This is a genomic window from Labilibaculum manganireducens (assembly GCF_963665805.2).
Taxonomy (GTDB): domain Bacteria; phylum Bacteroidota; class Bacteroidia; order Bacteroidales; family Marinifilaceae; genus Labilibaculum; species Labilibaculum manganireducens.
This window is the reverse complement of the sequence record NZ_CAXXEE010000003.1, coordinates 290871-316680: the sequence shown is the minus strand read 5'-3', so window position 1 is coordinate 316680 and position 25810 is coordinate 290871. Positions and strand designations below refer to the sequence as shown.

The following is a 25810-nucleotide window of genomic DNA, read 5'->3' as shown; positions in this document are numbered from 1 at the left end:
AGACTTTAGTAACCAGTTCTACCAGCGACTAAGTACTAGCGACTCTGTACTATTTATTTAATCTTCTGCTTAATTCCTGAGCTGCGTATGATGCAACATCATCGGCATATTTATTCATTCCAAAACCGGCATCGTAACCCAATTCTTTTGCCAACTCATGAGAAATCCGCGGTCCGCCGCAAATTAAAATTACTTTCTCGCGCAATCCTTCAGCTTCCATTAGCTCAACCAGTTCCACCAAATTCTTGATGTGAACATCTTTTTGAGTAACTGTTTGTGATACCAAAAGAACATCTGCTTCGAATTCTATTGCTTTCGCGATAAATTCTTCGTTTGGCACCTGACTTCCCATGTTTAAAGCTTCCATCATTTCGTAACGCTCCAAACCGTAATGTCCGGCAAAACCTTTCATATTCATTATGGCATCGATTCCAACAGTATGCGCATCGGAACCTGTACTGGCACCTAATACACGAATCGAACGACCAATGTTTTCTTTAATGAAATCATCCGTTTCGTGCATATCCATAGCCGTTGCTTCCACTTTAGGAACAGTAATTCCTGTAAAATCGACCGTATGAATACAATTTCCATAACAATTGAAAAATGTAAACCCTTTCATTAACTCTTGAACATACACCACCTGAGGATTTTCGAAACCCATTTTCCTCATCATCTGCTTGGCTGCTTCAATTGCCTCATCACCTTTGGCTACCGGCAAAGTAAAACTCACCTGAGTTTTACCATCGTTCATGGTATCGCCGTAAGGCTTGATCTTAGTTAGATCAAGTGTTTTATCAAATTCGTTGGAATCGGTTGAATAAAGACCTCCACTCATTTTTTTGTCTCCTTTATATTTTAAATATCAAATGCAATCGCAGCCGTGTCTTTTAACACCCCCCTAATCCCCCTGAAAGGGTGACTTTCCGACTCCAAAAACACAAATCTTTGGACTTGATACTTTGTACTTTGTACTTGTTACTTCTTATGCAATAATTCAATAAACGGATTGAAGTAGTTGCTTCCTTTTTCTACAACTCCAGCTAAACCTTTACCGCCGTTTTTTGGACGTTTTATATCAGCGAAAATCCCTTTTTCAAGTGCTGTGAACAATCCTTCTTTTTCGATTTTCTTAACCAATTCAGTTGCATCATCAAGAACTTTTGCAGCACGAGAACGAATGATTCCGCCCTCTTTAAATTCCATTTCGTCGCCAATACTCTTCATGTTGTTGAAAATGTACTTTGCATTCTCAATAGAAAGATATCTGTCGGACATGAATGGTGTGTGAATTGCTTCTGTAAGCATTCCCAGCAACTGAATTCCTTGTCCGGTCCATATTGAAATTTGATTGAATAAAGCATCCTGAACATGACCTTTAAAAACATTTCCAGTCATGAATTTTGTTGGAGGCATATATTTTAGAGGCGCTTTCGGAAAAATTTCCCTGATCATTTGCGCTTGTGCCAACTCATAAAGGAAACCATTTTCCAAATCGGGAGTCATTTCAAAAGCATGACCTAATCCCATTTGCTCTTCAGGAATACCGGCAACCAATGCCAACTGCTCATTAATAAAATCGGAAGCCAACACAGTGTGAGCCTCATCAAATGCATCAGCAGTTGTCAGGTAATTATCTTCTCCGGTGTTGATAATAACACCTGCAAATCCGTTCAATAATCTTGAGAAATACTGGTCAACAATAGTTCGTTGCATGTTAATATCACGGAAAAGGATACCGTACAATGCATCGTTCAACATCACATCTAAACCTTCTATTGCTCCCATTGCTGCAATTTCGGGCATACACAAACCAGAACAGTAATTACACAAACGAATGTAACGACCTTCCTCTTCGCCCACCTTATCCAATGCAGTACGCATAATTCGGAAGTTCTCCTGAGTTGCTACAGTTCCACCAAAACCTTCGGTGGTTGCTCCATAAGGAACGTAATCCAACAAACTTTGTCCGGTAGTTCGGATTACTGCAATAATATCAGCACCCTGACGAGCAGCTGCCTCAGCCTGAACAACATCTTCGTAGATATTTCCGGTAGCAACAATCACGTACAAATATGGCTTTTCACCTTCGCCAATTGTATCAATATAATTATCTCTTTTTGCTTTGCGATCCTTAATCACCTGAATGCTTTTCATCACAAAAGGTTGAATTGCCTGGTGAATTTCTTCGGTGGAATGAACCGGAATTGTTGTTAAGTCCAATTGACCTACAGCAATTTTCTCGGCAATGTCCTGTGGGTTTAAGCCTGTCTCGATAACAGCATTTCCCAAAAAGAACATTACACCTTCGCTCAAAACTCCTTTTTCCTGAAGTTCATCAACAACAACATTTGGTAGTGGCACCTCGTTGTTATCAACACCATCGATTCCCAAAAGACGACACAAAGTACGCTCAACTGCAACAGTTGAGTAGTTGTCTACGAATTTTTGAACATCGTCTGCAATTCGTTTCGACACCTCTTTGGCGTATCCAACTTTTTCAAAGTCAAGACCTAGTTTACTCCTCTCCATTTCTTCCTAATTATGATTTAAGAATTATGAATTATAAATCAGGAAACTGTATTACACAATTCATCATTTATAATTAATAACTCATAATTTATTCTTACTCGCTAATTGGTTCTGCGCTCTTTCAATAATCTCTTTATCGATTCCCAATAAAGAAGCAATCCGAAGCGCTTCGTGAGGAACTTCCCCTTCAAGATCCTCCACCAATGAATAATCCATATAACTGTTAATATTTTTGTGGGTGATTACATTTGCACCCAAATCCTTGTCCAGACCTTTCACCCGAAGTTTTCTGAACTTGGATTTTAAACCACTGTAATGTGTGGTGATTACGCTTTTTATTTTCCCTTGGTAAAAAATATCCGCTACAGCATTTACAATAGCTAAGCCTTCCACCGGATTTGTTGTCCGAGCCAATTCATCAATCAAAACCAAAACATTTTTATGGCTTTTAGAATCTTTTACCATACGGCTCACATTCAACATTTCCGAGGCGAAAGAAGACAAGCCATTCAATTCTGATTGCTCGTCGCCAACCGATATCATTACTTGATCAACAATGCTGATTTGTGCCGATGCAGCCGGAACATAAAAGCCAAACTGAAACAAATACTGACAAAGAGCAAGTGTTTTTAACACCACCGTTTTCCCAGCCATATTTGCTCCTGTAATTACACAAACCGAACTTTCAAGCTCAATATCTATAGCCTGGTAATCTTTATTCTGGTTTGCCAGTTCATTTTTAATCATGGGGTTAAACAAGCCCCGATATATTGTATTTCCTTCTGAAACAGTCGCTTTACTAAAATTCCATTTTTTGGCCTGAACCGCTTTCGCGATTAATAAATCCAAATGAGCAAGCTGCTGTAATGCATTTGCTAAACCGGCTCCGTGTAAAGAGATTTTAGAACATAGATCCTCTCGAACCTTTGCCTCAATTGCCTGTGATTTGCTGAATAAAGCTTCAATCTCAAAATCAGAATCACCATTCTTACTCTTAGCTAATTTCAACTCTTTTCGAGCTTCGGCCAATTCCTCTGAGTAATTATCGTAGATGTAAAAAGATGGAATTTTTGTATTTTGAGGATCCAACAATCGAATCAATTCACTCAAATCTTGAATTTCCAGAAAACTCTGCTTTTCTTCTTTTTGAAGCTCAACAATTTCCTGAGCCAACAAAGCAAATACCTTAATTTCGAACAACTCAACATCATCAAGAACTAAATTCCCCAGCAAATTATTCACGCTTCCGCGTATATCACGGCAATGCATTAATTTGTTCTGAATTTTAAAAATCAAATCTGAGTTAAGATCCAAAATTTGCACCAGCTGATCAACTACGTTCAATTCTGTAGCAATTTCATTTTTGCAACACATCATTTTCGAATCCAGCAGGTAGCGTCTTCCCATTGGAGATCTTAAATCAAGATCCTCCATTAGAAATTGCAATCCGCTTGTGTGTGCTGCTATTTTTCGAAACATTACTACAATCTTTTTATATCGTAAACTGGTACATTTACCTTTTCCTGCAATGCACTTTTCAACTCATCCGAATTCAATCGGTAACCATCGGGCGAAACAGGATTTATCGTAATTGCCAATAAATTGGTTTTATTCAATACCTGCATTCTTCCTCCTCGCTTTACAAAAGCATAATAGGTTTCAGGACTGGCGAAAACCCTTGTAAAATCCCTGACAATCAGCTTTATTTCAGAAATCTGCTTCTGATTTTTCAAGAATTCTAAAAACTGATCGGTTACAGCGCCACTCACAAAAAAGCAATTGCCATGCTGAAAAAGCTTGTCTTTTTCTTTCTGAATCAACAAAACAGAACTAATTCCTGTATCCTGAAACTTGCCTTCCGAATCGATCGCCCAAATGCCATTATCTACTTCAGATAATTGAGTTTTCAATTTCATTTCAATTTCCGGCAACTGAATCAAATCATACACATACTTAGTTTTATAAACCAATTGCGTAATATTTGCCGAAAGAGCTGCTCCTGTTGCCAAAATCATGGCCTCGGTTACAGCTGGTGATCCTATACTTTTGCGGGATAAAGCACCATCAACAATGCACAGATCTACGCCTTTATTTTTTAAATCAGCAATTAACTCCTTAATGGAATGATTGCTAACCGGTCCCGATAAAAGAACCTTGCCTTTAGTTAAAGCTTTTGCGCTTACCAACCGACCTAAACTGGTTGATTGACGGGATACATCTATCACTTCAGATATCAGCTTTCGCTGTTTGTAATGCAATTCCGAAGTCACAAAAATCATCCCTTCGCTAAGCTCTATTTCGGGCTTATTTGTTTGTGTAACCTGATCACGGTTTTCACCATCAATACCAATCGACGTAAGAGCAATTTGTTTACGGCTGTCCCTAAGTCGGGACAGCACGTAGTTCAAACACTCGGTTTTCCCAGTATTTTTTTCAAGTCCAACAATCGAAAGACTACTATATTTATCTATGTCGTTAAGAAACGGCATCTATCTTTTTATTTCGGTCTTTTCTCGACAAATGATCTGGCTCTATAGATAACTTATCTCCATTTAGTAGTGACGCAACTCCTTCATGTTTCTCATTCATAGCACAATCAGGACAAGCACATTTATTATCGTAATGAGAAGGTTCAGTATAGGTTGTTATCACTCCTTCAAAATTCCTCATCACCACTTTTCCAGGACTCTGAGAAATTACATACTGTGGCATAACCGGAGTTTTTCCTCCCCCACCCGGAGCATCAACCACAAAAGTTGGTACTGCAAAACCAGAAGTATGACCACGAAGATTTTCAATAATCTCAATTCCCTTTGAAACCGGAGTTCTGAAATGCTCCAATCCCATCGAAAGATCGCACTGATAAATGTAGTAAGGACGAACTCTGTTCATTACCAGGTTGTGCATTAACTTTTTCATGATGTGAACACAATCATTCACCCCTTTTAAAAGTACCGATTGGTTTCCCAAAGGAATCCCTGCATTTGCCATGCGGGCCAATGCATTTTTAGAATCCTCAGTCATCTCGTCGGAGTGATTAAAATGAGTATTCAGCCAAATTGGATGATATTTACTTAACATTTTCACCAAATTATCGGTAATACGTTGTGGCAAAACAACAGGAGTACGTGTTCCAATACGAATAATCTCAACATGAGGAATAGCTCGCAAACGGCTGATAATATATTCTAATTTATCATCGCTGATCAACAAAGCATCCCCACCCGAAAGAACAACATCTCTCACCTGCGGTGTGTTTTCGATGTACTCAATTGCCCTTTCGATATTATCCTGAGGTGTTGAAGAATCAGACTGACCGGCAAAACGACGGCGGGTACAATGACGACAATACATCGAACACATATCAGTAATCAGGAACAAAACACGATCCGGATAACGGTGAGTTAAGCCTGGAACCGGAGAATCCTCATCCTCGTGAAGAGGATCCAAAAGATCTGCATCGGAATGATATACTTCTGCCGCAGTTGGAATTGCCTGCTTACGAACCGGACAATTTGGGTTATTCTGATCAATTAGAGTCATGTAATATGGAGTAATAGCCATACGCAATGATGCCAATGATCTGCGAACTCCTTCTTCTTCCTCTTCAGTCAAACTAATGTATTTCTTTAACTGATCCAATGTTTCAATACGGTTACGCACCTGCCATTTCCAGTCATTCCACTGAATATCGGTTACCTCAGGAAACATTTCTCTGCGTCTGTCGTTGTTAGTCATTACACATATAATTTTTCGAACAATTCTCTAATTCCTTTTGAATTTCTGATAATATCTAATGTTAGGTCGGCATGTCCAATTGCATAACCATTTCCAACAATCATATCAACATCTTTACCCACACCCTCTGCTCCAAGAGCAGCTTTACTAAACGATGTGGCCATTGAGAAGAAATAAACGCATCCTCTGTCTTTAGTGATTAAGATTGATGACATTTCGGTAGAAGCAACATTTACATTGTTGATCACAACATCACATCCTTCTTCACCTGTAATTTCGGTTACTCTTGTGTAAACATTCATGACATCGGTAGCGTCACCCACAATAACATCAGTTGCCAATCCAAGATCTTTAATTCGCTGTGCGTTTTCTTTCGAATATTCCACAACAATTACTTTTCCTTTTGTCCCAACTTTCTGCATTGCCTGATAGCAGCAAAGCACACCCGATTTTCCACCACCACCGATGATACAAACCGTGTCGCCTTCTTTCACCAAACGATCTACCTGAGCAGGAGCACCGGCAACATCAAGAGCGGCCAAAGCCAATTTCTCGGGCAAGTCTGTTGGAAGAACAGCATACAAACCACTCGCAAAAAGAATAGCCTGAGCTTCTGCATCCACCTGATCGTTAGAAAGATTAATATTTGTAATCTTTTCGATCTTGAGAGGAGTTAATGACAAAGAAACCAATGTGGCTATCTTATCACCAACCTTTAAATCCTGATTTGGAAAGTTAGGACCAACTTCCTTAACAGTTCCAATCAACATTCCACCAGAACCCGTTACCGGATTTTGCATTTTACCACGCTCAGCAACAATAGAGAGAATCATTTCTTCCATTTTTGCTTTATCAGCATCACAAGCACCCTTAATCTGAGTAAAACTTGCCGAATCGATATTCAATGTTTGAACATCAATCAAAACCTCATTGTCGTAAATCGACATGCTGTTATCCAACTTTTGAGCTGGTTGTGGAAGAGTACCTTTTGGTTCAAGTACTCTGTGTGTTCCGTATTTATTTCCTTTGTTCATTTCTATATTTAGTATTGAGTAAATAGTAATTAGTCTTTAGTAAAATTGATTACCTACCAATTACTTTGTACTAACTACTTTTGCTTTAATCCTAAAATTTCCCGAGCCTCGGCTGGTGTTGCAATCTCGCGGCCTAATTCCTTCGCCAAACGAACTACTTTCTCAACCAACTGACCATTCGATTCTGCTACAACACCTCTTGAGATCATTGTATTGTCTTCAAATCCAACACGCACATGACCACCATCAACAATAGCAGCCGTTGCCAATGGAAATTCAAAACGACCAATACCAGCAACGGTATAAGTTGCATCAGCAGGAATGCTTTCTCTTAAGAAAACAAAGTCGCGAAGAGTACCTGAAATTCCTCCATTCACTCCCATGACAAAATCAAAGTGCATCGGAGATTTAATGAATCCTTTTTTGTGAAGACGAAGAGCCATGTCGATCATCGATTTATCGAACACTTCCAATTCTGGTTTAATTCCTCTCTCAATCATTCTCTCACCGAAATACTTAATGGTATTTTCAGTATTCTCGAAGATCTCATCGCCGCCAAAATTCAAAGTACCGCAATCAAGAGTTGCCATTTCCGGGTTCAACTCAGTTGGCTGCAATCTTTCATCGTTGGTCATACCAACAGCTCCACCGGTTGATGGCTGAATAATTACATCAGGATATTTTGCATGAATCGCATCCATCACCATTTTGAAACGATTCTTATCTTGAGTTGGTGTTCCATCATCGGTTCTTACATGAAGATGAATTATACTTGCTCCTGCTTCATAAGCCAAACCTGCTTCACGTACACATTCTTCAATAGTGTAAGGAACATTTGGATTGTGCTCTTTGGTAACTTCTGCGCCACAAATGGCTGCTGTGATGATCAGTTTTTCCATGGCTTATAATTATTTACGTTGAGATTTCTTAGGAGTAACACATGTTCCGACAGCTCTGCAAACTACAACTGGCTCTTCTAGAAAATCAGCTGCCGATTCAGAAATATCTGTTCTTGGCACAATTACTTTACGGGCTTCGAAAGTCATTTTACGGCTTGAGTTGCCTTCTTTTATAATTTCACCAACTGCTTCGATGTAATCCCCTGCATAAACAGGAGCCAAAAATTCAACATTTTCGTATCCTGCAAACAATCCTTCATCACCATCACGACGGATTAATAATTCTGTTGCTACGTCACCAAATAACTGAAGCATTTTTGCTCCATCAACCAAATTTCCACCATAATGAGCGTCATGAGAACTCATGCGCATTCTTATCATTGCCTTTTCCATTTGTCTATATTAGTTAGTTGTTTACAATAAAATCTACAAAAATAGATGGAGTTTTCACCTCTTCCGGCTTCAGTGTTCCAGCCTCTACCATCTGCTTAGCTTCTACAATTACCAAATCGGCTGCAGTAGCCATTAATGGATTAAAATTCTGAGTAGTTCCTCTATAAGTAAGATTACCCAAAGTATCAGAAATGCTTGCTCCAATCAAAGCTACATCTGCCCGCAAAGGTTTCTCAAGCAAAAACTCTTTTCCATCAACAGTTATAATCTCCTTACCTTCGGCAACCATAGTTCCCAAACCTGTTGGAGTAAGAACTCCACCTAAACCAGCTCCACCAGAACGAACGCGCTCAGCCAAAGTACCCTGAGGACTAAATTCCACTTCTATCTCTCCATTATTCATTTGCTCAATCGTGGCAGGATTTGTTCCAATATGAGAAGTAATCACCTTAACAACCTGTCTGTTGGCAATCAATTTTCCCAGACCTTTATCTGCGAAAGCCGTATCATTACAAATAATTGTTAAATTTTTAACGTTGGAAGAAACGATATGATCGATCATATTATTCGCAGTTCCAACCGAAAGAAATCCTCCGATCATGATGGTCATTCCATCCTGCAGTTTAGCAACTGCCTCTTTTATTGAGATTATCTTGTTCATCGAAAAATAGTTTTTACCGTTTTACCAATAAACTTCTGAAATCAATAAAACAGAAGTCTTTAGTCTATTTACGAAACAAAGATAATTTTTTAAAGCACTGATGGAAACGATTGCAGAGTTCCGTATCAAGACCCATTCTAAATGGCACAAATATGAAACTCTTCAGTCTTTTTATTCATTCTAAACAAGCTTGCAGAAAGGCTCAAAAAGGCAATTTTTGACCATTTTAATGTTGTTATTTTAACATTAGTGTTAATTTTAATCGTTGATTACATAAACTATCACACCAAAAACATGCCGTACAACATACACCTTTTCAACTACTGACACATATGTTTTACAACACTATCTAATATTTTAACGGTTTCTTACAAAAAAGCTTCAAATATTAATGCTTACAACTCAACAATCGATTAAATTAAGAGTAAAATCTGCCTATTTAAAGTAACAGCTATTAAAATTATTTTTGGGAGAATCCGAACTTTGCCACAAACTAATTTGTTTGTTTTTTAACAAATGTGCAAGAAACCATACTCTACTCGGCTTCCATCTGTATTTTAGGAATACAGAGCGTAAGAAATTACAATTTCAGGAAAACTATGCTTGTTTGAATATTCGCACTTGTCTGAACCCCAAAACCAGCAATGCCACCAATTTTACAACTTCCATAAGCACGTATATGTGGTGAATTGAATTTTTCTCAGGCACCATTCCCATAATAATTAACTGTGCATGCTGATTTAATTCAGGGAGCAAATATCCCGACTGAGCAACTACAAAAGTGAAAATCGTTAAGCCGGTAAGCACAACAACTTTATCGGTATAATTGATAAACACATAAACCAAAAGCATTGCTGAAAAGAGGCGCTCAATCATATTTAAAGCGCCAAACACATGAACTCCCACATCCAATCCTGTTGGCAGGTCAAGCGACACAGCCCGAAACTTAACCCAGGCTTCCATAAAGCTAATCGCCAATAAAAATCCTACCCAAACGAAGGAAAGCACAAATCCGTATTTTGCTATTTTAGTCATATCTCTTTTTCTTATTTTGAAAGATTAAAAATAAGAAAAAGGATTCTAATTCTTCACTTTTTAGCAGAACTATTACAAACACCAGGAATCAATCGATATAGAAATAATACCAAAACATGCCTTATAAAATGTTTCTTTTCAGCTATATCTTAGTTAAAAAAGATGCATCGTAACATGGCTTTGCTTCGATACAACTAAAAATTAATTCATTTTAATTAGAGTCTATTTTGAAATTAAATTGGTATAAGCAAAAAAGTCCTTTTACATCAGCCACTGAATTTTCTGATAGTAAAAGGACAATACTTTTTAATTTTTTCACTCATTTAAGAGTCTAATTCCTTCTTCCCATATAAATCATTACATAGTAAAGTAATGTTGCCAAGGAAGACAGAGCTGCAATAAAATAAGTATATGCCGCCCATTTCAATGCATCAAAAGCACTTTTCTGTGTTTCATAAGTTGTAATACCTGATGTTTTCAACCAAACCAAGGCTCTTCGACTAGCATCCACCTCTACAGGCAAGGTGATAATACTAAAAAGAGTAGTGCCGGCAAACAGTACTATCCCTGTCAAAAGTAGTTGAGGGAAAGCATTCACCATAACAATTCCAGCCAGAAGCAACCACTGTATCCAATTGGAACTAAAACTAACAATGGGCACTAAAGCCGATCGCATTTGCAGCCATGCATATGCTTCGGCATGTTGAATTGCATGTCCGGTTTCATGCGCAGCTACTGCTGCTGCCGCTATACTTCTACCATGGTAAACATCCTTACTCAGATTAATGGTTTTATTTTCCGGATTGTAATGATCCGATAACTGACCATCAACAGAACCAATCCTTACCCCTCTCACACCATGATCCCTCAACATCTGCTCAACCACCTCGCGTCCTGTCATGCCATTCGCCGTAGGTATTTGAGAATACCTTTTAAATCTTGCTTTTAACTGACTGCTCACAAGCCAGCTCAACAAAGTAAAAGCAATAAATATGATCCAAATTCCTCCCATTACAATTCCTCCAATTAATTTAACTGACATTTCAGATAAAAAACTCAAATTCTCTGCCAAGATTGATTCAAACACATTTCATGTCGATTTGACAGTTATTGCAACACCTTAATTAATAGCCATCCTCCCCAAACACAGCTAGATAGTGCACCTATTCACAAATGTAAATATTTGAATTTCAAGGGACTTAAACATCAATAAAAACAAAAAGCAGGCACCATTTCCTAGACATTCCATATAATTTGCTTATTTTTGCCATTCCTTAAAACAAAAAGAACCAAGCAATGTTCACTGACTCAGATTTTGATGCTATTCGACCATATAACGATTCCGAAGTTGTAGAAACCATCGGACGTTTAATAAAAGAAGAAGCTTTTATTCGATTCTCACAACAGTTATTTCCAGGATTTTCGAAAGAAATGATTGTGAAAGCATTGGGAGAAGTAAAAACAATAAAGGAATTTCAGAGCAACTTCATTGTACGACTGGCACAACACATTATTGACCACACCACCAAAGGTATAACCATTGACGGACTGGAAAATCTTGATCCAAAAGAAAGTTATTTATTTATTTCGGATCATAGAGATATCATTTTGGATTCAGCCTTACTTAACGTGATGCTTTACAACAATGGTTTTGAAACAACTGAAATCGCTATTGGCAGTAATCTTTTAATTCAACCTTGGATAGCCGATTTAGTTAAACTAAACAAAAGCTTCGTTGTACAAAGAAACGTAACTGTTCGTCAGATGCTTACCAGCTCTAAGCAATTATCATCTTACATACAGTATGCATTAAACACTAAAAAATCATCTATTTGGATAGCACAACGAGAAGGACGCACCAAAGATGGTGATGACAGAACTCAACAGAGCTTGTTGAAAATGCTGCAAATGAGTGGAGATGTTACTTTCTCTGAGCACTTTAAAAGCTTACGAATTGTTCCTGTTGCTATTTCATACGAATACGAGCCATGCGATGCAATGAAAACCTTAGAAGTATACAAAAAAGAAACCGAAGAAGGTTTTAAGAAAACTCCTAAGGACGATTTACGAAGCATGATCAAAGGAATGGTTAATGAAAAAGGCCGCGTTAATTTTGTCATCGGAAAACCGATCTCCATAATGCTTGACGTTATTGAAGAAATGGATGACAGCAGAGATAAATTCAAAGCTCTTGCTGATTTGATTGACTACAGAATACACAAGAACTACAAACTTTGGCCTGACAATTACATTGCCTACGATATCGTAAACAAAACGGATGAGTTCGCGGATAAATATACATCTGAAGAAAAAGATCTTTTCTTAAAGCACATGGAAAAGAAAATTAATCCGGATGATGGAAATCTTGAAAGATTAAATCATATATTCCTGGAAATCTATGCGAATCCTGTAAAAAACAGATTGGAATTAAAAAAACCGGATTTTGTCCCTGACAAATAAAATACTATGGCTTTCTTAGGAAGGCCATTTTTTTTTGAACTGATTTTTTAATAATTTCATTCTATAAATAAAATTCATCTGGAATATATACTCCGCAACTCACCTATTAAGATTCGCTAAAATTAAAAACACATGAAACTAATTAAACTCCTGCTAATCATGTCCACCTTTTTAATTATGGTGGCTGCAATATTAAACCTCCTGAACTCTTCGGCAGAAACTCCTGACAGGAGCGGAATCTATATTGAACTGATTGTCATGTTCATTCTTACAATTTCGATGGTATTATTGAACAATCAGGAAAAGAAGATTAAAGAGTTGGAAAAAAAACAGAATGAGGAGCTATAGCAGCTCCTTTTTTTACGCCTTCAACCTGAGAACAATAAATGAATAAGCTTACATTAATAAAACCGTAAAAAATGTTAAGACTTCTTAATGTATTCTTCAATCCTCAAAGAAAATTGTAGCTTAGTGGAACAAGTTCTGTTAAACACTATAAACTTGAATAATCATGCTTGAACAAACAAAAATCGTCCTCGCTAATGTAAGTTTTGATTTTGCTCTTTTTCGTAAAGAGTTGACAAAAGCCTTTCAGTGGCTAACACCAACTGATTTTGAGAAACTTAAAAATTGGTGTCTGGAAAATTATTCGGGTCGCTATCATGAGATACTTTCTGATGTTACCAACCCTCAGCTTTCATTATGATAAGTAAGTTACTTTTTAAATCTAGAGGATCTTCAATTGAAGATCCTCTTTTTTTATACCATCTCAAATTTGAATATTCATCCTTTAAAAAAAATGAAGTATCTTCGCAACGGAAAAAAAATCAGAAGATGATAAAATTTGTACGTCATATTAAAGTAGGAGACCAGGAATTCGAAACCTGGTTCGGAATGGAAATCAAAAAGAAAGGGAACAGACCTAATATTGATATTTTCTATTATACCGATGATCCGAGTGAAGAATTAAGTATGCATCAATTAATCAAATCAAATTTTCAGAGCAAAAAAGACGCTTTGCAATTTGGGATTAAATTCATGCGGAGTATGTATCAGGATATGATACAACGCGAAAAAGAAGTCACTAAAAAAGAAAAGAAAGCAGAACAATCTGATTCTACTGAAAAGGTTTCAGAATAAATATCTCATAAAAAAACGCCGGTCAAATAACCGGCGTTTTCTATATCAGGTAACAATTACATGATTAGTTTATATCCTCGACCATGAACATTGATGATTTCAATGCCCGGCTCAGGCTTTAAATGCTTTCTTAGCTTAGTAATATACACATCCATACTTCTGGCATTAAAATAATTATCATCCGACCAGATCGTTCTAAGAGCTAAATTTCGTTCCAAAACTTTATTCACATTATTACAGAGAAGTTTTAACAATTCTGATTCTTTCGTTGTCAGCTTAATTGTTGATTCACCATCCTGAAGAAACTGTTTCTTTGAATCGAATAAAAAGCGCCCTAATTTAAACTCCTCCTGGGTATTTTCACTTTTTACCCCTGAAGTTCTTCTTAGAACAGCTTCGATACGAACCAATAACTCTTCCATACTAAATGGCTTTGTCATATAATCATCGGCTCCCAACTTAAAACCCTCCAGAACATCTTCTTTCATCGACTTTGCAGTTAGGAAAATGATTGGAATCTCACTATTGATCAAACGAATATCCTTGGCCAAAGTAAAACCATCCCTATGCGGCATCATGATATCAAAAATACACAGATCATATGGATTTTTTAAAAATTCATCGTATGCCTTATCGCCATCTTCACGAAGTGTGGTGTTGTAGCCTTTTGCAACCAAATACTCTTTTAACAGAAGTCCTAGGTTAGCGTCATCTTCTGCTAATAAAATTTTAACTTGTTCCATATGTATCTATTTTTTTAAGGGAAGATATATTTCAAATTTGGATCCTTTATCAGGTATACTGTCAACACTAACCTGTCCATTATGGGCATCTACTATCTTTTTAACGTAAGACAATCCCAAACCAAATCCTTTAACGTCATGAACATTTCCCGTATGTACTCTAAAAAAACGCTCAAAAATCATTTTTTGATCTTCTTTCGAAATTCCAATGCCGTTATCTGTAACCGTAATAACAATACCCTTATTTTTATTTCTTGTACTAATACTAAGTTCCGGAGCATCTTTACAGTATTTAATGGCATTATCCAATAAATTCGCAATTACATTACTTAAATGAACCTCATCAGCCATTACCAGATCATGCTCTGCATCAATATTCTGATACATATTCCCCTTTCTGTCTTCAACTCTTATAGTAAAGTTAGGTAATAAATTTTGAATTATTTTATGAACACTTATTGTCTTCAATTTCAATTTCATTCTAACCTCATTAAAAACCGCCATCTGCAAAACTTTCTCAACCTGATAGGTTAGTCTCCGACTTTCGTCATTAATAATCTTAGCAATATGATCTCTTGTTGATGCGGTTGTAGTAACAGTATTATCCTTCAACATCTGAGAAGCTAACGAAATAGTCGCAATAGGAGTTTTAAACTCATGAGTCATATTATTAATGAAGTCATTCTTTATATTCGATAACCTTTTCTGACGAAAAATAATGAAAATCGTGAATGCACTGGAAAGAATTAAAACCAGAGTCAATATGAAAGATGGAAGTAACAAAGAGTATGACTGTAACATATACCTCTGCTGCCCGGGAAAATAAATATATAAAAAGTTTAGATTGGAGAAAAAATCATTGGGAAACAACTGCTTGCTGTATTTTTCGAAAGAAGGATTTCGAAAATAATTCTTTGATCTTTTTTCGAATTTGTTGTTTGATTTTACTGCATACTCAAAATTCAGCTTAATTCCATTTTCACGAAGTTTTTCCTGAATAAGCTGAGGCAATTTTTCCATTTTAATTCTTTCGCTTAACGGAAGCCGTGAATTAGCCAATTGTCCGGCTATCAACGCATATGAATTGCCGGTATTTATCGTTTTATTAAATTGCATCTGCATTTTAGAAAGTACAGATAAACCATCCGGATTTATGACCCCTTCCCCAATATCATATTTTGTATTCTCCGAATAAAAACTCAATCTGGCTTTCTCATGAGTAAAATCCATCGGTATATTTATATTAAACCCTGAACTTTTAGAACTGATAATTGTACCATTAGTAAAATTGGAAACATCACCTTCCAAAATAATCTGCTCTTTTTCTGCTCTTTCTAATTCTGAGACAACCTGATCCAGAGCCTTACTAACTGTAAGCGCCAGTTGTTCTTCTTTAATTTTAGAGGCTGACTGAAAAAAGTTAATCTGAACCAATATCAATCCAGATAAGGAAATACAGAGTACAATTGTTACAAGCCAAATATATTTTTGATTCATAGATACAAATATAAAAAAAAGCAGCTGCAGCTATTCCAGCTTAACAATCTTTAACACAAGTTTAAATGGATACAATTACCAAAATTTCGGTTACCAAAACTCATCGCCACTTTATAGATTTGGATTTAATCTATTTTAGACAAAAACGGCTGTTTTTTGATAAATTTTCACAAAAACGACTTTGAAGTTAATAATTTGACACTATATTTGCCAACGGAGAGCGAATCTATAAGAAACAATCTCCTTGATTAAAAATTTTGGTTAATAGTTAGATGAAAGGGCGGTTGTGGTTACCGTCCTTTTTTTTATGCCGTTTCATGCACCAAACAAGACGTTAAAATCCCCCTTTAACTTAAAACCAACCGCAAATTTCTTTTTGAAAATCAATAACAGGATGTAACCGAAGAGATTTAGCAAGCCAATTCCATTTGACTTATTCGTGTAAGAGCTTCCTGAGCCGCTTTTTGTTGTGCTTCCTTTTTAGATGTGCCTTTTCCGGTTCCCATTTTCACTTCTTCCACCTCAACTTCAGAAGTAAACAAAGGCAAATTCAATGCATCATCAATACCACCTTCGTGTGTATCAAAATAAACATCTTTCTTATTTTTTTGAGCCCACTCAATCAATTTACTTTTAAAATTGGTTTCAACAGTAACCACTTCTTCCAAATTAATGTGTGTTCTAAAAATCTTATCTTCGATAAATTTTCTTGTTTTGTCGTACCCCTGATCGAGATAAATAGCTCCAATAAAAGCTTCAAATGCATCTCCGTAAATATGCTTGTTATTATTCAAGTTCACATTGGAGACAACCTGCTTGTCGAGTTCAATTTTAACTGCCAGCTTATTTAAGGATTGCCTGCTGACAATTTTAGATCTGATTTGGGTAAGAAAACCTTCGTCCTTATTGGGAAAGTACTTGTATAGAATATCGGCGATTATAGCACCAAGAATAGCATCCCCAAGATATTCGAGACGTTCATTGTTTAAACCGTAACCTTTTTTTTGGATGGTTGCAGATTTGTGTATGAAAGCGAGCTCATACAAATCCGGATTATTAGGTTTAACTCCCAGTGAATCAAAAAACAATCCATAAAACTCCCTTTCAGGATAGAAAAAAAGTTTTATGGATTGAAATATAGACTTTACCACAAATTATTCAATGAATGATTTGAAAATAACTGAAGCATTATGACCACCAAACCCAAATGTATTACTCAAAGCTGTGCGAATTTCGCGTTTCTGAGCCTTATGAAGTGTAAGGTTTAGTTTTTCATCAATGTTAGGATCCGCCTCGCTAAAGTTAATTGTAGGAGGAACAGTTTGATTATTTATTGCCAAAATACAGGCAATAGCTTCAACAGCTCCTGCTGCTCCCAGCAAGTGACCAGTCATTGATTTTGTAGCACTAATGTTCAATTTATAGGCATGATCGCCAAACACAGTCTGAACCGCTTTTGTTTCAGGAATATCACCTACAGGTGTTGAAGTTCCATGAACATTGATATAATCAATTTCTTCTGGTTTCAGACAAGCGTCTTCTAACGCCATTTTCATAGCGTTAATCGCACCTCTTCCTTCCGGATGAGTTGCTGTTAGGTGATAAGCATCACCAGACATTCCACCACCAACAATTTCAGCGTAAATTTTTGCTCCTCGTTTTTTGGCGTGCTCATATTCTTCAAATATCAAGCAACCACTTCCTTCACCCATAACAAAACCGTCACGGGTATTACAGAACGGACGAGATGCAGTTTTATACTCTTCGTTGTTTGTAGATAATGCCTGCATAGAATTAAATCCACCCAACCCTGCTTCATTGATAGATGCTTCAGAACCTCCTGTAATAAAGATATTAGCTTTACCCAAACGGATGTAATTCATTGCATCAATCATTGCATGTGAAGCCGAAGCGCATGCAGAAACAGTACCATAATTAGGTCCTTGGAATCCATATTTCATTGAAATATGACCGGCGGCAATATCAGAAATCATCTTAGGAATGAAAAAAGGAGAGAAACGAGGAGTTCCATCCCCGTTTGCATATCCTGTAACTTCATCTAAGAAAGTTTTAATTCCGCCAATACCAGAACCCCAGATTACTCCAGCCTTTGTTAAATCTTCCGATTCAAGGTCAAGATTTGAATCTTCAATAGCTTGTTTGGCCGCAACCAAAGCATACTGAGCATACAAATCTAATTTTCTAACTTCCTTGCGGTCGAAATGATCATTAGGCTCGAAATTTTTAACTTCGCAAGCAAACTGAGTTTTGAACTTTGAAGCATCAAAATGAGTAATCAATCCTGATCCACCCACTCCGTTCTCCAAACTATCCCAATATTCGGCAACAGAATTACCAATTGGGTTAATTGTTCCGAGCCCAGTTACTACTACTCTTCTAAATTCCATAAAAAAGGTTCTGGTTAATAATTACTTAGCGTTTTCTCCGATGTAAGAAATAGCGTCACCTACAGTACCAATGTTTTCTGCTTGATCGTCTGGAATAGCGATATTAAATTCTTTTTCGAATTCCATGATAAGCTCAACTGTATCCAATGAATCAGCTCCAAGATCGTTAGTGAAACTAGCCTCAAGTGTTACCTCAGTTTCGTCCACACCCAACTTATCAACTATGATAGCTTTTACTCTAGATGCAATATCAGACATAACTTTAAAATTTTAAGTGATTAAATATTTAAACTAATTAATTTTCAACTGTGCAAAGAAATAAATTTACTCTAAATAATTCAAATTTATTTCACAAAGTTGCGGTCAAAGGTAATTCTTTTTCCTTTTCTGCGAAATTATTTCACTGCGAAATGCCTTTTGCATATATTTGTGTGTTTTAGTTACATTTGAAAATACAACATGAAACGACTAGCTATATTTGCCTCTGGATCAGGTAGTAATGCTGAAAATATTGTAAGGTATTTTAGCGACAAACCCGAATTCGAGATTTCGGCAATACTTTCCAACAACGCCAATGCCTTTGTACTTTCCAGAGCAAGAAGCCTAAATATTCCAACTTTAATTTTTTCCCGGTCAGAATTTAATGAAACGAATAAAATAATTGATTTTTTGGCTGAAAAAAAGGTCGATTTTGTTGTTTTAGCAGGATTTCTTTGGTTGCTTCCTCTTAATTTACTGCGTAAATATCCCAATTCTATTGTTAATATTCACCCTGCCCTTTTGCCAAAATATGGTGGAAAAGGAATGTATGGCATGAAAGTCCATCAGGCAGTTGTTGATAATAAAGAGAACGAAAGCGGCATTACCATTCATATGGTAAATGAGAAATATGATGAAGGGAAAATCGTATTTCAAGCCAAATGCACTATTTCGCCCAATGATTCTGCAGAAGATGTTGCTGAAAAAATTCACAAACTGGAACATGAATTCTTCCCTAAAATAATTGAGCAATTACTCTAAAGTAATTGCTTCCTTCGGATTCAGTTCCTGCATCAACTTCTCCATTTCCTGCTTGTATCTAAGCACGTTTTCTTCTTTCACTGGGGACACTGGAGGCGATTTCATATTCAATGGATTTATTGGAGTTCCATTTTTATAAACTCTAAAATCTAAATGAGGACCGGTTGCAAGACCGGTTGCTCCAACATATCCGATTGTTTCACCCTGCTTAACTCTGGTGCCGGAATTCATTCTTTTAGCAAACCGGGAAAGATGCATATAAGTTGTTGTGTAAACGCTATTGTGCTTAATAGTAAGATAGTTTCCTCCACCATTTGCCTGATATCCTCTTTTGGTAATAACCCCATCACCAATTGTGTGAACAGGTGTACCTGTGGGCGCTGCGTAATCAACACCATGATGGGCCCGATACCTTTTCAAAACAGGATGATACCTGTTATTAGAAAACTTAGAGCTAATTCGTGAATACCGCAAAGGAGCTTTTAAAAATGCTTTCTGCAGACTCTTACCTTCTTCATCAAAGTAAGCTTCTTTATCACCTTCAACAAATGCAAAAGCATAATTATCTGAGTTATGGTGTACAAAATTTGCAGCAATCACTTTTATTTGATGAATTGGTTTGTCATCCACATATGATTCTTCGTATATAACATTAAACTGATCACCCTTCCCTATGCCAAAAAAATCAATAGTCCAGGCGTAAATATCGGAAAGTTCAATCGATAGTAAAGGATCAGAATTGGCTTCAACCATTGCATTCCATAACGACGACTCAATACTTCCTTTTATTTGCTTCCTATGTTTAATAATTTCCTTTTCACCCTTAAATACATCCAGAGTATCGCGCAAATCGAATACGATATATTCAACGGGAGTGTTTTCATAAATAAAGTACTCCGGCGTTTTCAAACTGTCTTTGGTGAAAAGAACCGAATACTCATGCCCGGACTTAATCCTTCTGACATTAAAAACCTTCTTTGCTTTCCTTGCAATATTATCAATAGTACCAAAACTAACATCATATTGCCGTAATATCGTTGATAAGCTATGATTTCGTTTTACCTTATTAGTTTCTACAGAAAACTCTTCAATGGGAAATCCATATTTTAAATGCACCTGCGCTACCTCTGAGGAGTCAATTACCACTTCTTCCTGATCAATTTGTTCTACTAACTCTTTGTTTGAATACCATTTAAATATAATTAAACCTACCAAAACGGCACCTGCAATTAATAGAAACCTATAGTTCAAGAATTTTTTTATCATGGATATTTATTTTTGTGAGGCCTAAAGGTATAACTGTTTTTATAGTCACACAACTAATATTACTGACAGATATCTGTTTTAAGCTTTTTTAAGAAATTGCTATTTAATCTTATCGAATCCCTTTCCGTAAACTCCCATTACGCTTCCCAGAGAAATAAATGCATCCGGATCCACCAGCTTAATCATATTCAAAATGGTTTGAGACTCTCTTTTCCTGGCCAACAGCATTAATACTTTAACATCTTCTCCACTAAAACCACCTGTTGCGCTAAGAACAGTTATTCCCTGATCAAGAGAATAAACAACCTCTTTTCTGATCTCATCAGGCTTTCGTGTAAAAATAAAGATCTGTACAGACTGTTTACTTCCCTCAATAATCATATCAACACAATAGGCACTTACTCCCATTGTAACAAATCCATACACAACCTGTTCAATCGAATGCTCTAACAGATACGAAGACGAAATAATAACAACATCAATAGTAAGTAACAATTGTCCGGGACTGTAATTCTTATACTTATTAATCATCATCGCCAGAATATCAGTTCCACCTGTACTACCACCACGTGACAATATCATTCCGGCACTGGCACCGGCCAGTATTCCTCCAATGATAGCACACATGAATCGATCAGAAACCAAAGGTTCTGTTATTAAGGACTGAAACAGCCAAAGAAAAAAGGAAAGAACAGTAATTCCATAAATGGTTTTAACCCCAAAACCAAAACCCAATACACGCAATGCCACAAGAAGAAAAACAGAGTTGATAAGAAAAACACTATATCCAACCTTAAAACCTGTAACATAGTAAATCATAGTTGCAATACCACCAACACCTGAACCTACAATTTCTGCAGGAATAATAAACCCGGTCCACGCAAGCGAACCGACCAACAGGCCTATTGTGATAATTAGGTATGATTGAAAATCAAATTTTGACATTTGTATCGAACTGCTTTTTTTCATAATAACTACCCTCTTATTTCTTCAAAACCTAAGCCATAAACCCCCATTACCGATCCCATTGATATAAAAGCATTTCCATCGATTTGTTTTACTAATTTAAATATTGATGGAGCTTCATGTTTTCGAACCACAACCATCAATATCTTTTTATTTTCTTTTGAGTACCAGCCTGTTGCATCCATCACCGACACTCCCCTGTTCATGGTTCCGGTAATTTCATTGGCAATCTTCTCAAACTCTGTCGAAATAATAAAAAGCTGAGCAGATTGTTTCGATCCGGAAATCACCATATCAATAGCGTAAGCTGTAATAGACATTACCACGTAACCATACACAATGGTAGGTACATCTTTAAACACGATATAGGATGAAGCAATGATAAAAATATCGAGATATAATATAATACGTCCGGGACTGATGTTTTTGTATTTATTGATAATCATTGCTATAATATCAGTACCTCCGGAACTCCCCCCCTGAGATATCGTGATACCAACTCCAATTCCGGATAATGCACCTCCAATAATTGCAGCCATAAATTTCTCATTCACTAAAGGTTCAGGAATAAGTTTCGGCAAAACTGAAAGTAATACCGACCCCACAATAATTGCAAATACTGTTTTAACACCAAATTTACTACCCAATATTTTTAGAGCTATCAGTATTAAAAAGGCATTAATAATAAAATAGGAATAGCCAACAGGAATTGCTTTTACGCTTGCAAAATAAATTAATGTGCCAATACCACTAACCCCTCCTCCGATTATACCGGATGGAATTAAAAAGGCAGCCCAACTAAAACAATATATTGCCATCCCGACTGTAATTATTATCAGGGATTTTAATTCAGAATAGTTTATTTTCATCTCATATCAAAAAAAAGCTTTAAGTTTTGTTGTCAAATAGTCAACAAAGCTTAAAGCCAAGAACTTATTTGAATAATTTATTTATACTACTATATTTATAATCTTATTAGGAACAATAATAATTTTCTTTGGCGTTTTTCCATCAATCCATTTTTGAGATTTTTCTAAAGAAAGAACTTCCTTTTCAATTTCATCCCTACTCAGACCTACTGGTAATTCCAATATAAATCTCATTTTACCATTAAATGAAACTGGATATTTATGATTATTTTCCTGAACGAAACTTTCGTTGAACTCCGGGAAATCTGCCTTCGTTATACTTGTTGCATTCCCGCATAAAGCCCATAGTTCTTCAGCAACATGAGGTGCAAAAGGAGCAAGAATAACCAAAAGATTTTCAAGAACGGCTTTATTGTTACACTTCAAAGTATACAACTCATTCACACAAATCATGAAAGCTGAAACTGAGGTATTGAATGAAAAACGCTCAATATCATCCTGTATTTTCTTAATGGTTTTGTGAAGAACCTTTAATTCGTCTTGGGTTGGCTCACTGCTTGTCAATTCAAATTCACCTGTTTCATTATGAAACAACCGCCATAATTTTTTCAGGAATTTATGAACTCCATCTATTCCATTTGTATCCCATGGCTTATGCGCTTCCAACGGTCCCAAAAACATTTCGTATAAACGCAAAGTATCAGCTCCGTATTCTTCAACAATTACGTCAGGATTTACCACATTAAACATGGACTTAGACATCTTTTCAACAGCCCAGCCACAATGGTATTTTCCGTCTTCTAAAATAAATTCTGCATTCTTATATTCAGGCATCCAGTTTTTAAAGGCTTCCAAATCAAGAACATCATTTTTCACAATATTCACATCAACATGAAGGGCTGTGGTATCGTATTCCCCTATTAATCCGTGAGAAATGTATTTATTGGATTTCTTATCACGATAAACAAAATTCGATCGTCCCTGAATCATTCCCTGGTTGATCAATTTCTTGAAAGGTTCATCCTTACATACTTCATTGATATCGAAAAGGAATTTATTCCAAAAACGTGAATAGATTAAGTGCCCCGTAGCATGCTCGGTACCACCAATATACAGATCAACATCCTGCCAGTATTCATTTGCTTCGGCAGAAACCAATGCATCATTGTTACGAGGATCCATATATCGTAAATAGTAAGCCGATGATCCCGCAAAACCAGGCATTGTATTCAATTCAATTGGATATCCATCTTCAGTAATCCAATCTTTTGCGCGTCCTAAAGGTGGTTCTCCGCTCTCTGTTGGAAGGTATTTATCAATCTCAGGCAATTCTAAAGGCAGCTCATCCAAATCCATCATTTGAGGCATACCATCTTTAAAATAAACAGGAAAAGGTTCTCCCCAATATCTTTGACGAGAGAAGATAGCATCCCTCAATCTGTAGTTAATTTTTTTCTTTCCTAAACCTCTGGCTTCAACTTCCTCGTTTGCCTTTACAATAGCATCTTTTACATCCAATCCATTCAAAAAATCAGAGTTCATGGATTGTCCTTCTTTGGCATCGTAGGATTCCTCAGAAATATCACCACCTGACACCACCTGAACAATCGGCAAGTCGAAGTGTTTTGCAAAAGCATAATCGCGGCTATCATGAGCCGGCACCGCCATAATTGCACCTGTTCCATATCCGGCAAGCACATAATCACTCACCCAAACAGGTATTTCCTTGCCTGTAAAAGGATGAATTGCATATGCACCTGTAAATGCACCGCTTACCGTTTTAACATCGGCCAAACGCTCTCTTTCTGTTCTTTTGCTGGTTGCCTCAATGTAAGCATCAATATTTGCCTGACAATCTGGAGTCGTTAATTCCTTCACCAAATCGCTCTCCGGCGCTAAAACCATAAAAGTAACACCAAAAATGGTGTCAGGGCGGGTAGTAAAAATCTCCATTTTCAGATCAGAACCTTTCACGCCAAAGTTAACTTCAGCACCAACAGAACGTCCAATCCAGTTTTTCTGAATCTCTTTTAAAGAATCAGTCCATTCCAAATTATCCAAACCGTCCAACAAACGTTTTGCGTAGGCAGAAACACGCAATGACCATTGACGCATTTTCTTTTGCTCAACAGGGTGTCCTCCGCGAAGAGAAGCTCCGTCTTTCACCTCATCATTCGCTAAAACGGTACCTAATTTAGGACACCAGTTAACCATTGTATCGGCTAAATATGCCAATCTGTAGTTTAAAAGAACAGTTTGCTTTTCGATATCAGAAAAGCCTTTCCACTCATCAGCAGTAAACACTTCTGTTTCTGAACAGGCAGCATTCACTTTTCCATTTCCTGAAAGCTCAAATTGTGTAACTAATGACTCAATTGATTCTGCTTTTTGTGAATCGATATTGAAATAGTGGTTGAACATTTGAATAAATGCCCATTGAGTCCACTTATAATAATCAGGCTCGCAAGTACGAACTTCACGATCCCAATCGTATGAAAAGCCAATTTTGTTTAATTGCTGGCGATATCTGGTAATATTTGTTTCTGTAGTAATAGCGGGATGCTGTCCTGTTTGGATCGCATATTGCTCAGCAGGCAAGCCATAAGCATCATACCCCATCGGATGAAGCACATTAAATCCCTTTAAAGTTTTATAGCGGGAATATATATCCGAAGCGATATATCCGAGTGGGTGACCAACATGCAAACCAGCCCCCGAAGGATATGGAAACATATCGAGCACATAAAATTTGGGCTTTTCAGAATTCACTTCAACTTTGTAGGTTTTCTCTTCAGTCCAATACTTCTGCCACTTTTGTTCTATTTCTTTAAAGTTGTACTCCATGCTAATCTTGATAAAATATGGTTATTTCTTGCGTTTCAAAGCGCAAAATTAGCAAAAGTTTATAAATATTTACCGAGTTTAAGAAGGAAGTATTATTTTATTAAGATATGGATTCTAATGGTTTAGGCATGTAAGTTTAAAACAATGAATTATATTTCTTTACAGGAATGTATTTAGATGCGATGCAGAACAAAATATTTTTCTAAATTTGCACACGTAATCGGCCCGTTAGTTCAGCTGAATAGAACGTCAGATTCCGGTTCTGAAGGTCACAGGTTTGAATCCTGTACGGGTCACAAAAAAGC

25 protein-coding genes and 1 tRNA gene are annotated in these 25810 nt (G+C 36.8%); 6 read left to right on the top strand and 20 right to left on the bottom strand.

Translation table 11 applies throughout. From position 1 onward, the window contains the following. Window positions 1-49: 49 nt before the first annotated feature. The 11 genes from kamE to ACHZAX_RS01320 all read right to left on the bottom strand — a co-directional run bounded on the left by kamE (window position 50) and on the right by ACHZAX_RS01320 (window position 11379). Entirely contained in the window at window positions 50-838 is a 789-nt protein-coding gene (kamE, locus tag ACHZAX_RS01370; protein ID WP_320017748.1) for a lysine 5,6-aminomutase subunit beta, read from the bottom strand. Between the two features lie 140 nt (window positions 839-978). Continuing rightward, the gene (gene kamD / locus ACHZAX_RS01365; RefSeq protein WP_320017747.1) at window positions 979-2532 is read right to left on the bottom strand and encodes a lysine 5,6-aminomutase subunit alpha; all 1554 of its coding nucleotides are present in this window, start codon (window positions 2530-2532) and stop codon (window positions 979-981) included. Between the two features lie 81 nt (window positions 2533-2613). Beyond that, window positions 2614-4011 carry a lysine 5,6-aminomutase reactivase ATPase KamC gene (gene kamC, locus ACHZAX_RS01360; protein WP_320017746.1) on the bottom strand — a complete coding sequence of 466 codons (1398 nt, stop codon included), beginning with the start codon at window positions 4009-4011 and terminating at the stop codon, window positions 2614-2616. Between the two features lie 2 nt (window positions 4012-4013). Beyond that, window positions 4014-5021: a lysine 5,6-aminomutase reactivase subunit KamB gene (gene kamB, locus ACHZAX_RS01355; protein WP_320017745.1), complete on the bottom strand. Its 1008-nt coding sequence runs from the start codon at window positions 5019-5021 to the stop codon at window positions 4014-4016. After that, the gene (gene kamA / locus ACHZAX_RS01350) at window positions 5008-6270 is read right to left on the bottom strand and encodes a lysine 2,3-aminomutase (protein ID WP_320017744.1); all 1263 of its coding nucleotides are present in this window, start codon (window positions 6268-6270) and stop codon (window positions 5008-5010) included. The genes kamB and kamA overlap by 14 nt, the downstream gene beginning before the upstream one ends. Further along, entirely contained in the window at window positions 6270-7304 is a 1035-nt protein-coding gene (gene kdd, locus ACHZAX_RS01345; protein WP_320017743.1) for an L-erythro-3,5-diaminohexanoate dehydrogenase, read from the bottom strand. Before kdd ends, kamA begins: the two co-directional genes overlap by 1 nt. Window positions 7305-7378: 74 nt before the next feature. Beyond that, on the bottom strand, window positions 7379-8203 hold the full coding sequence (gene kce, locus ACHZAX_RS01340; RefSeq protein WP_289531119.1) for a 3-keto-5-aminohexanoate cleavage enzyme: 825 nt from the start codon (window positions 8201-8203) through the stop codon (window positions 7379-7381). Between the two features lie 9 nt (window positions 8204-8212). Next, on the bottom strand, window positions 8213-8596 hold the full coding sequence (kal, locus tag ACHZAX_RS01335; RefSeq protein WP_101309429.1) for a 3-aminobutyryl-CoA ammonia lyase: 384 nt from the start codon (window positions 8594-8596) through the stop codon (window positions 8213-8215). Between the two features lie 13 nt (window positions 8597-8609). Then, the gene (locus ACHZAX_RS01330) at window positions 8610-9257 is read right to left on the bottom strand and encodes a CoA transferase subunit A (RefSeq protein WP_101309430.1); all 648 of its coding nucleotides are present in this window, start codon (window positions 9255-9257) and stop codon (window positions 8610-8612) included. A gap of 597 nt (window positions 9258-9854) precedes the next feature. Continuing rightward, window positions 9855-10292 (bottom strand): hypothetical protein, encoded by a 438-nt coding sequence (locus ACHZAX_RS01325; protein ID WP_101309431.1) that lies wholly within the window; start codon window positions 10290-10292, stop codon window positions 9855-9857. A 331-nt stretch (window positions 10293-10623) separates the two neighbouring features. Beyond that, on the bottom strand, window positions 10624-11379 hold the full coding sequence (locus ACHZAX_RS01320; RefSeq protein WP_320017742.1) for a zinc metallopeptidase: 756 nt from the start codon (window positions 11377-11379) through the stop codon (window positions 10624-10626). Between the two features lie 209 nt (window positions 11380-11588). Here ACHZAX_RS01320 and ACHZAX_RS01315 point away from each other — a divergent pair, with 209 nt between their 5' ends. From ACHZAX_RS01315 to ACHZAX_RS01300, 4 genes are all read left to right on the top strand, one after another. Then, window positions 11589-12752, top strand: coding sequence for a 1-acyl-sn-glycerol-3-phosphate acyltransferase (locus ACHZAX_RS01315; RefSeq protein ID WP_320017741.1), 1164 nt, complete (start codon window positions 11589-11591; stop codon window positions 12750-12752). Window positions 12753-12884: 132 nt separating this feature from the next. Then, on the top strand, window positions 12885-13100 hold the full coding sequence (locus ACHZAX_RS01310; RefSeq protein ID WP_124993950.1) for a hypothetical protein: 216 nt from the start codon (window positions 12885-12887) through the stop codon (window positions 13098-13100). A gap of 163 nt (window positions 13101-13263) precedes the next feature. Continuing rightward, a complete protein-coding gene (locus ACHZAX_RS01305; protein WP_101309434.1) occupies window positions 13264-13458 on the top strand; it encodes a hypothetical protein in 195 nt (64 codons plus the stop codon). Window positions 13459-13586: 128 nt separating this feature from the next. Then, on the top strand, window positions 13587-13892 hold the full coding sequence (locus tag ACHZAX_RS01300) for a hypothetical protein (RefSeq protein WP_101309435.1): 306 nt from the start codon (window positions 13587-13589) through the stop codon (window positions 13890-13892). A 56-nt stretch (window positions 13893-13948) separates the two neighbouring features. On the opposite strand, the gene rprY is transcribed toward ACHZAX_RS01300, so the two are convergent. From rprY to ACHZAX_RS01275, 5 genes are all read right to left on the bottom strand, one after another. Further along, a complete protein-coding gene (rprY, locus tag ACHZAX_RS01295; protein WP_101309436.1) occupies window positions 13949-14635 on the bottom strand; it encodes a response regulator transcription factor RprY in 687 nt (228 codons plus the stop codon). 6 nt (window positions 14636-14641) lie between these two features. Next, window positions 14642-16132 carry a sensor histidine kinase gene (locus tag ACHZAX_RS01290; protein WP_101309437.1) on the bottom strand — a complete coding sequence of 497 codons (1491 nt, stop codon included), beginning with the start codon at window positions 16130-16132 and terminating at the stop codon, window positions 14642-14644. A gap of 410 nt (window positions 16133-16542) precedes the next feature. Beyond that, on the bottom strand, window positions 16543-17283 hold the full coding sequence (rnc, locus tag ACHZAX_RS01285) for a ribonuclease III (protein WP_320017740.1): 741 nt from the start codon (window positions 17281-17283) through the stop codon (window positions 16543-16545). A 3-nt stretch (window positions 17284-17286) separates the two neighbouring features. Beyond that, window positions 17287-18540, bottom strand: a complete 1254-nt coding sequence (gene fabF / locus ACHZAX_RS01280) for a beta-ketoacyl-ACP synthase II (RefSeq protein WP_101309439.1) — start codon at window positions 18538-18540, stop codon at window positions 17287-17289. A 21-nt stretch (window positions 18541-18561) separates the two neighbouring features. Then, entirely contained in the window at window positions 18562-18798 is a 237-nt protein-coding gene (locus ACHZAX_RS01275) for an acyl carrier protein (protein WP_096429419.1), read from the bottom strand. Between the two features lie 201 nt (window positions 18799-18999). Here ACHZAX_RS01275 and purN point away from each other — a divergent pair, with 201 nt between their 5' ends. Continuing rightward, complete coding sequence (gene purN, locus ACHZAX_RS01270; RefSeq protein WP_320017739.1) at window positions 19000-19560, top strand: phosphoribosylglycinamide formyltransferase; 561 nt, start codon at window positions 19000-19002, stop codon at window positions 19558-19560. Here the strand turns inward: purN and ACHZAX_RS01265 are convergent. From ACHZAX_RS01265 to leuS, 4 genes are all read right to left on the bottom strand, one after another. Continuing rightward, a complete protein-coding gene (locus tag ACHZAX_RS01265) occupies window positions 19552-20826 on the bottom strand; it encodes a M23 family metallopeptidase (RefSeq protein ID WP_320017738.1) in 1275 nt (424 codons plus the stop codon). The genes purN and ACHZAX_RS01265 overlap by 9 nt on opposite strands. A gap of 99 nt (window positions 20827-20925) precedes the next feature. Next, the gene (locus tag ACHZAX_RS01260) at window positions 20926-21771 is read right to left on the bottom strand and encodes a YitT family protein (protein WP_218973058.1); all 846 of its coding nucleotides are present in this window, start codon (window positions 21769-21771) and stop codon (window positions 20926-20928) included. 29 nt (window positions 21772-21800) lie between these two features. Then, window positions 21801-22661: a YitT family protein gene (locus tag ACHZAX_RS01255; RefSeq protein ID WP_320017737.1), complete on the bottom strand. Its 861-nt coding sequence runs from the start codon at window positions 22659-22661 to the stop codon at window positions 21801-21803. An 81-nt stretch (window positions 22662-22742) separates the two neighbouring features. Beyond that, on the bottom strand, window positions 22743-25505 hold the full coding sequence (gene leuS / locus ACHZAX_RS01250) for a leucine--tRNA ligase (protein WP_320017736.1): 2763 nt from the start codon (window positions 25503-25505) through the stop codon (window positions 22743-22745). 222 nt (window positions 25506-25727) lie between these two features. On the opposite strand from leuS, the gene ACHZAX_RS01245 reads away from it, so the two are divergent. Further along, window positions 25728-25801, top strand: a tRNA-Arg gene (locus ACHZAX_RS01245). Window positions 25802-25810 lie beyond the last annotated feature (9 nt).

What these genes read in the sequence shown, in the direction of transcription:
- kamE (WP_320017748.1), bottom strand. Translation starts at nt 838, where the DNA reads ATGAGTGGAGGTCTTTATTCAACCGATTCCAACGAATTTGATAAAACA.
- kamD (WP_320017747.1), bottom strand. Translation starts at nt 2,532, where the DNA reads ATGGAGAGGAGTAAACTAGGTCTTGACTTTGAAAAAGTTGGATACGCC.
- kamC (WP_320017746.1), bottom strand. Translation starts at nt 4,011, where the DNA reads ATGTTTCGAAAAATAGCAGCACACACAAGCGGATTGCAATTTCTAATG.
- kamB (WP_320017745.1), bottom strand. Translation starts at nt 5,021, where the DNA reads ATGCCGTTTCTTAACGACATAGATAAATATAGTAGTCTTTCGATTGTT.
- kamA (WP_320017744.1), bottom strand. Translation starts at nt 6,270, where the DNA reads ATGACTAACAACGACAGACGCAGAGAAATGTTTCCTGAGGTAACCGAT.
- kdd (WP_320017743.1), bottom strand. Translation starts at nt 7,304, where the DNA reads ATGAACAAAGGAAATAAATACGGAACACACAGAGTACTTGAACCAAAA.
- kce (WP_289531119.1), bottom strand. Translation starts at nt 8,203, where the DNA reads ATGGAAAAACTGATCATCACAGCAGCCATTTGTGGCGCAGAAGTTACC.
- kal (WP_101309429.1), bottom strand. Translation starts at nt 8,596, where the DNA reads ATGGAAAAGGCAATGATAAGAATGCGCATGAGTTCTCATGACGCTCAT.
- ACHZAX_RS01330 (WP_101309430.1), bottom strand. Translation starts at nt 9,257, where the DNA reads ATGAACAAGATAATCTCAATAAAAGAGGCAGTTGCTAAACTGCAGGAT.
- ACHZAX_RS01325 (WP_101309431.1), bottom strand. Translation starts at nt 10,292, where the DNA reads ATGACTAAAATAGCAAAATACGGATTTGTGCTTTCCTTCGTTTGGGTA.
- ACHZAX_RS01315 (WP_320017741.1), top strand. Translation starts at nt 11,589, where the DNA reads ATGTTCACTGACTCAGATTTTGATGCTATTCGACCATATAACGATTCC.
- ACHZAX_RS01310 (WP_124993950.1), top strand. Translation starts at nt 12,885, where the DNA reads ATGAAACTAATTAAACTCCTGCTAATCATGTCCACCTTTTTAATTATG.
- ACHZAX_RS01305 (WP_101309434.1), top strand. Translation starts at nt 13,264, where the DNA reads ATGCTTGAACAAACAAAAATCGTCCTCGCTAATGTAAGTTTTGATTTT.
- ACHZAX_RS01300 (WP_101309435.1), top strand. Translation starts at nt 13,587, where the DNA reads ATGATAAAATTTGTACGTCATATTAAAGTAGGAGACCAGGAATTCGAA.
- rprY (WP_101309436.1), bottom strand. Translation starts at nt 14,635, where the DNA reads ATGGAACAAGTTAAAATTTTATTAGCAGAAGATGACGCTAACCTAGGA.
- ACHZAX_RS01290 (WP_101309437.1), bottom strand. Translation starts at nt 16,132, where the DNA reads ATGAATCAAAAATATATTTGGCTTGTAACAATTGTACTCTGTATTTCC.
- fabF (WP_101309439.1), bottom strand. Translation starts at nt 18,540, where the DNA reads ATGGAATTTAGAAGAGTAGTAGTAACTGGGCTCGGAACAATTAACCCA.
- ACHZAX_RS01275 (WP_096429419.1), bottom strand. Translation starts at nt 18,798, where the DNA reads ATGTCTGATATTGCATCTAGAGTAAAAGCTATCATAGTTGATAAGTTG.
- purN (WP_320017739.1), top strand. Translation starts at nt 19,000, where the DNA reads ATGAAACGACTAGCTATATTTGCCTCTGGATCAGGTAGTAATGCTGAA.
- ACHZAX_RS01265 (WP_320017738.1), bottom strand. Translation starts at nt 20,826, where the DNA reads ATGATAAAAAAATTCTTGAACTATAGGTTTCTATTAATTGCAGGTGCC.
- ACHZAX_RS01260 (WP_218973058.1), bottom strand. Translation starts at nt 21,771, where the DNA reads ATGTCAAAATTTGATTTTCAATCATACCTAATTATCACAATAGGCCTG.
- ACHZAX_RS01255 (WP_320017737.1), bottom strand. Translation starts at nt 22,661, where the DNA reads ATGAAAATAAACTATTCTGAATTAAAATCCCTGATAATAATTACAGTC.
- leuS (WP_320017736.1), bottom strand. Translation starts at nt 25,505, where the DNA reads ATGGAGTACAACTTTAAAGAAATAGAACAAAAGTGGCAGAAGTATTGG.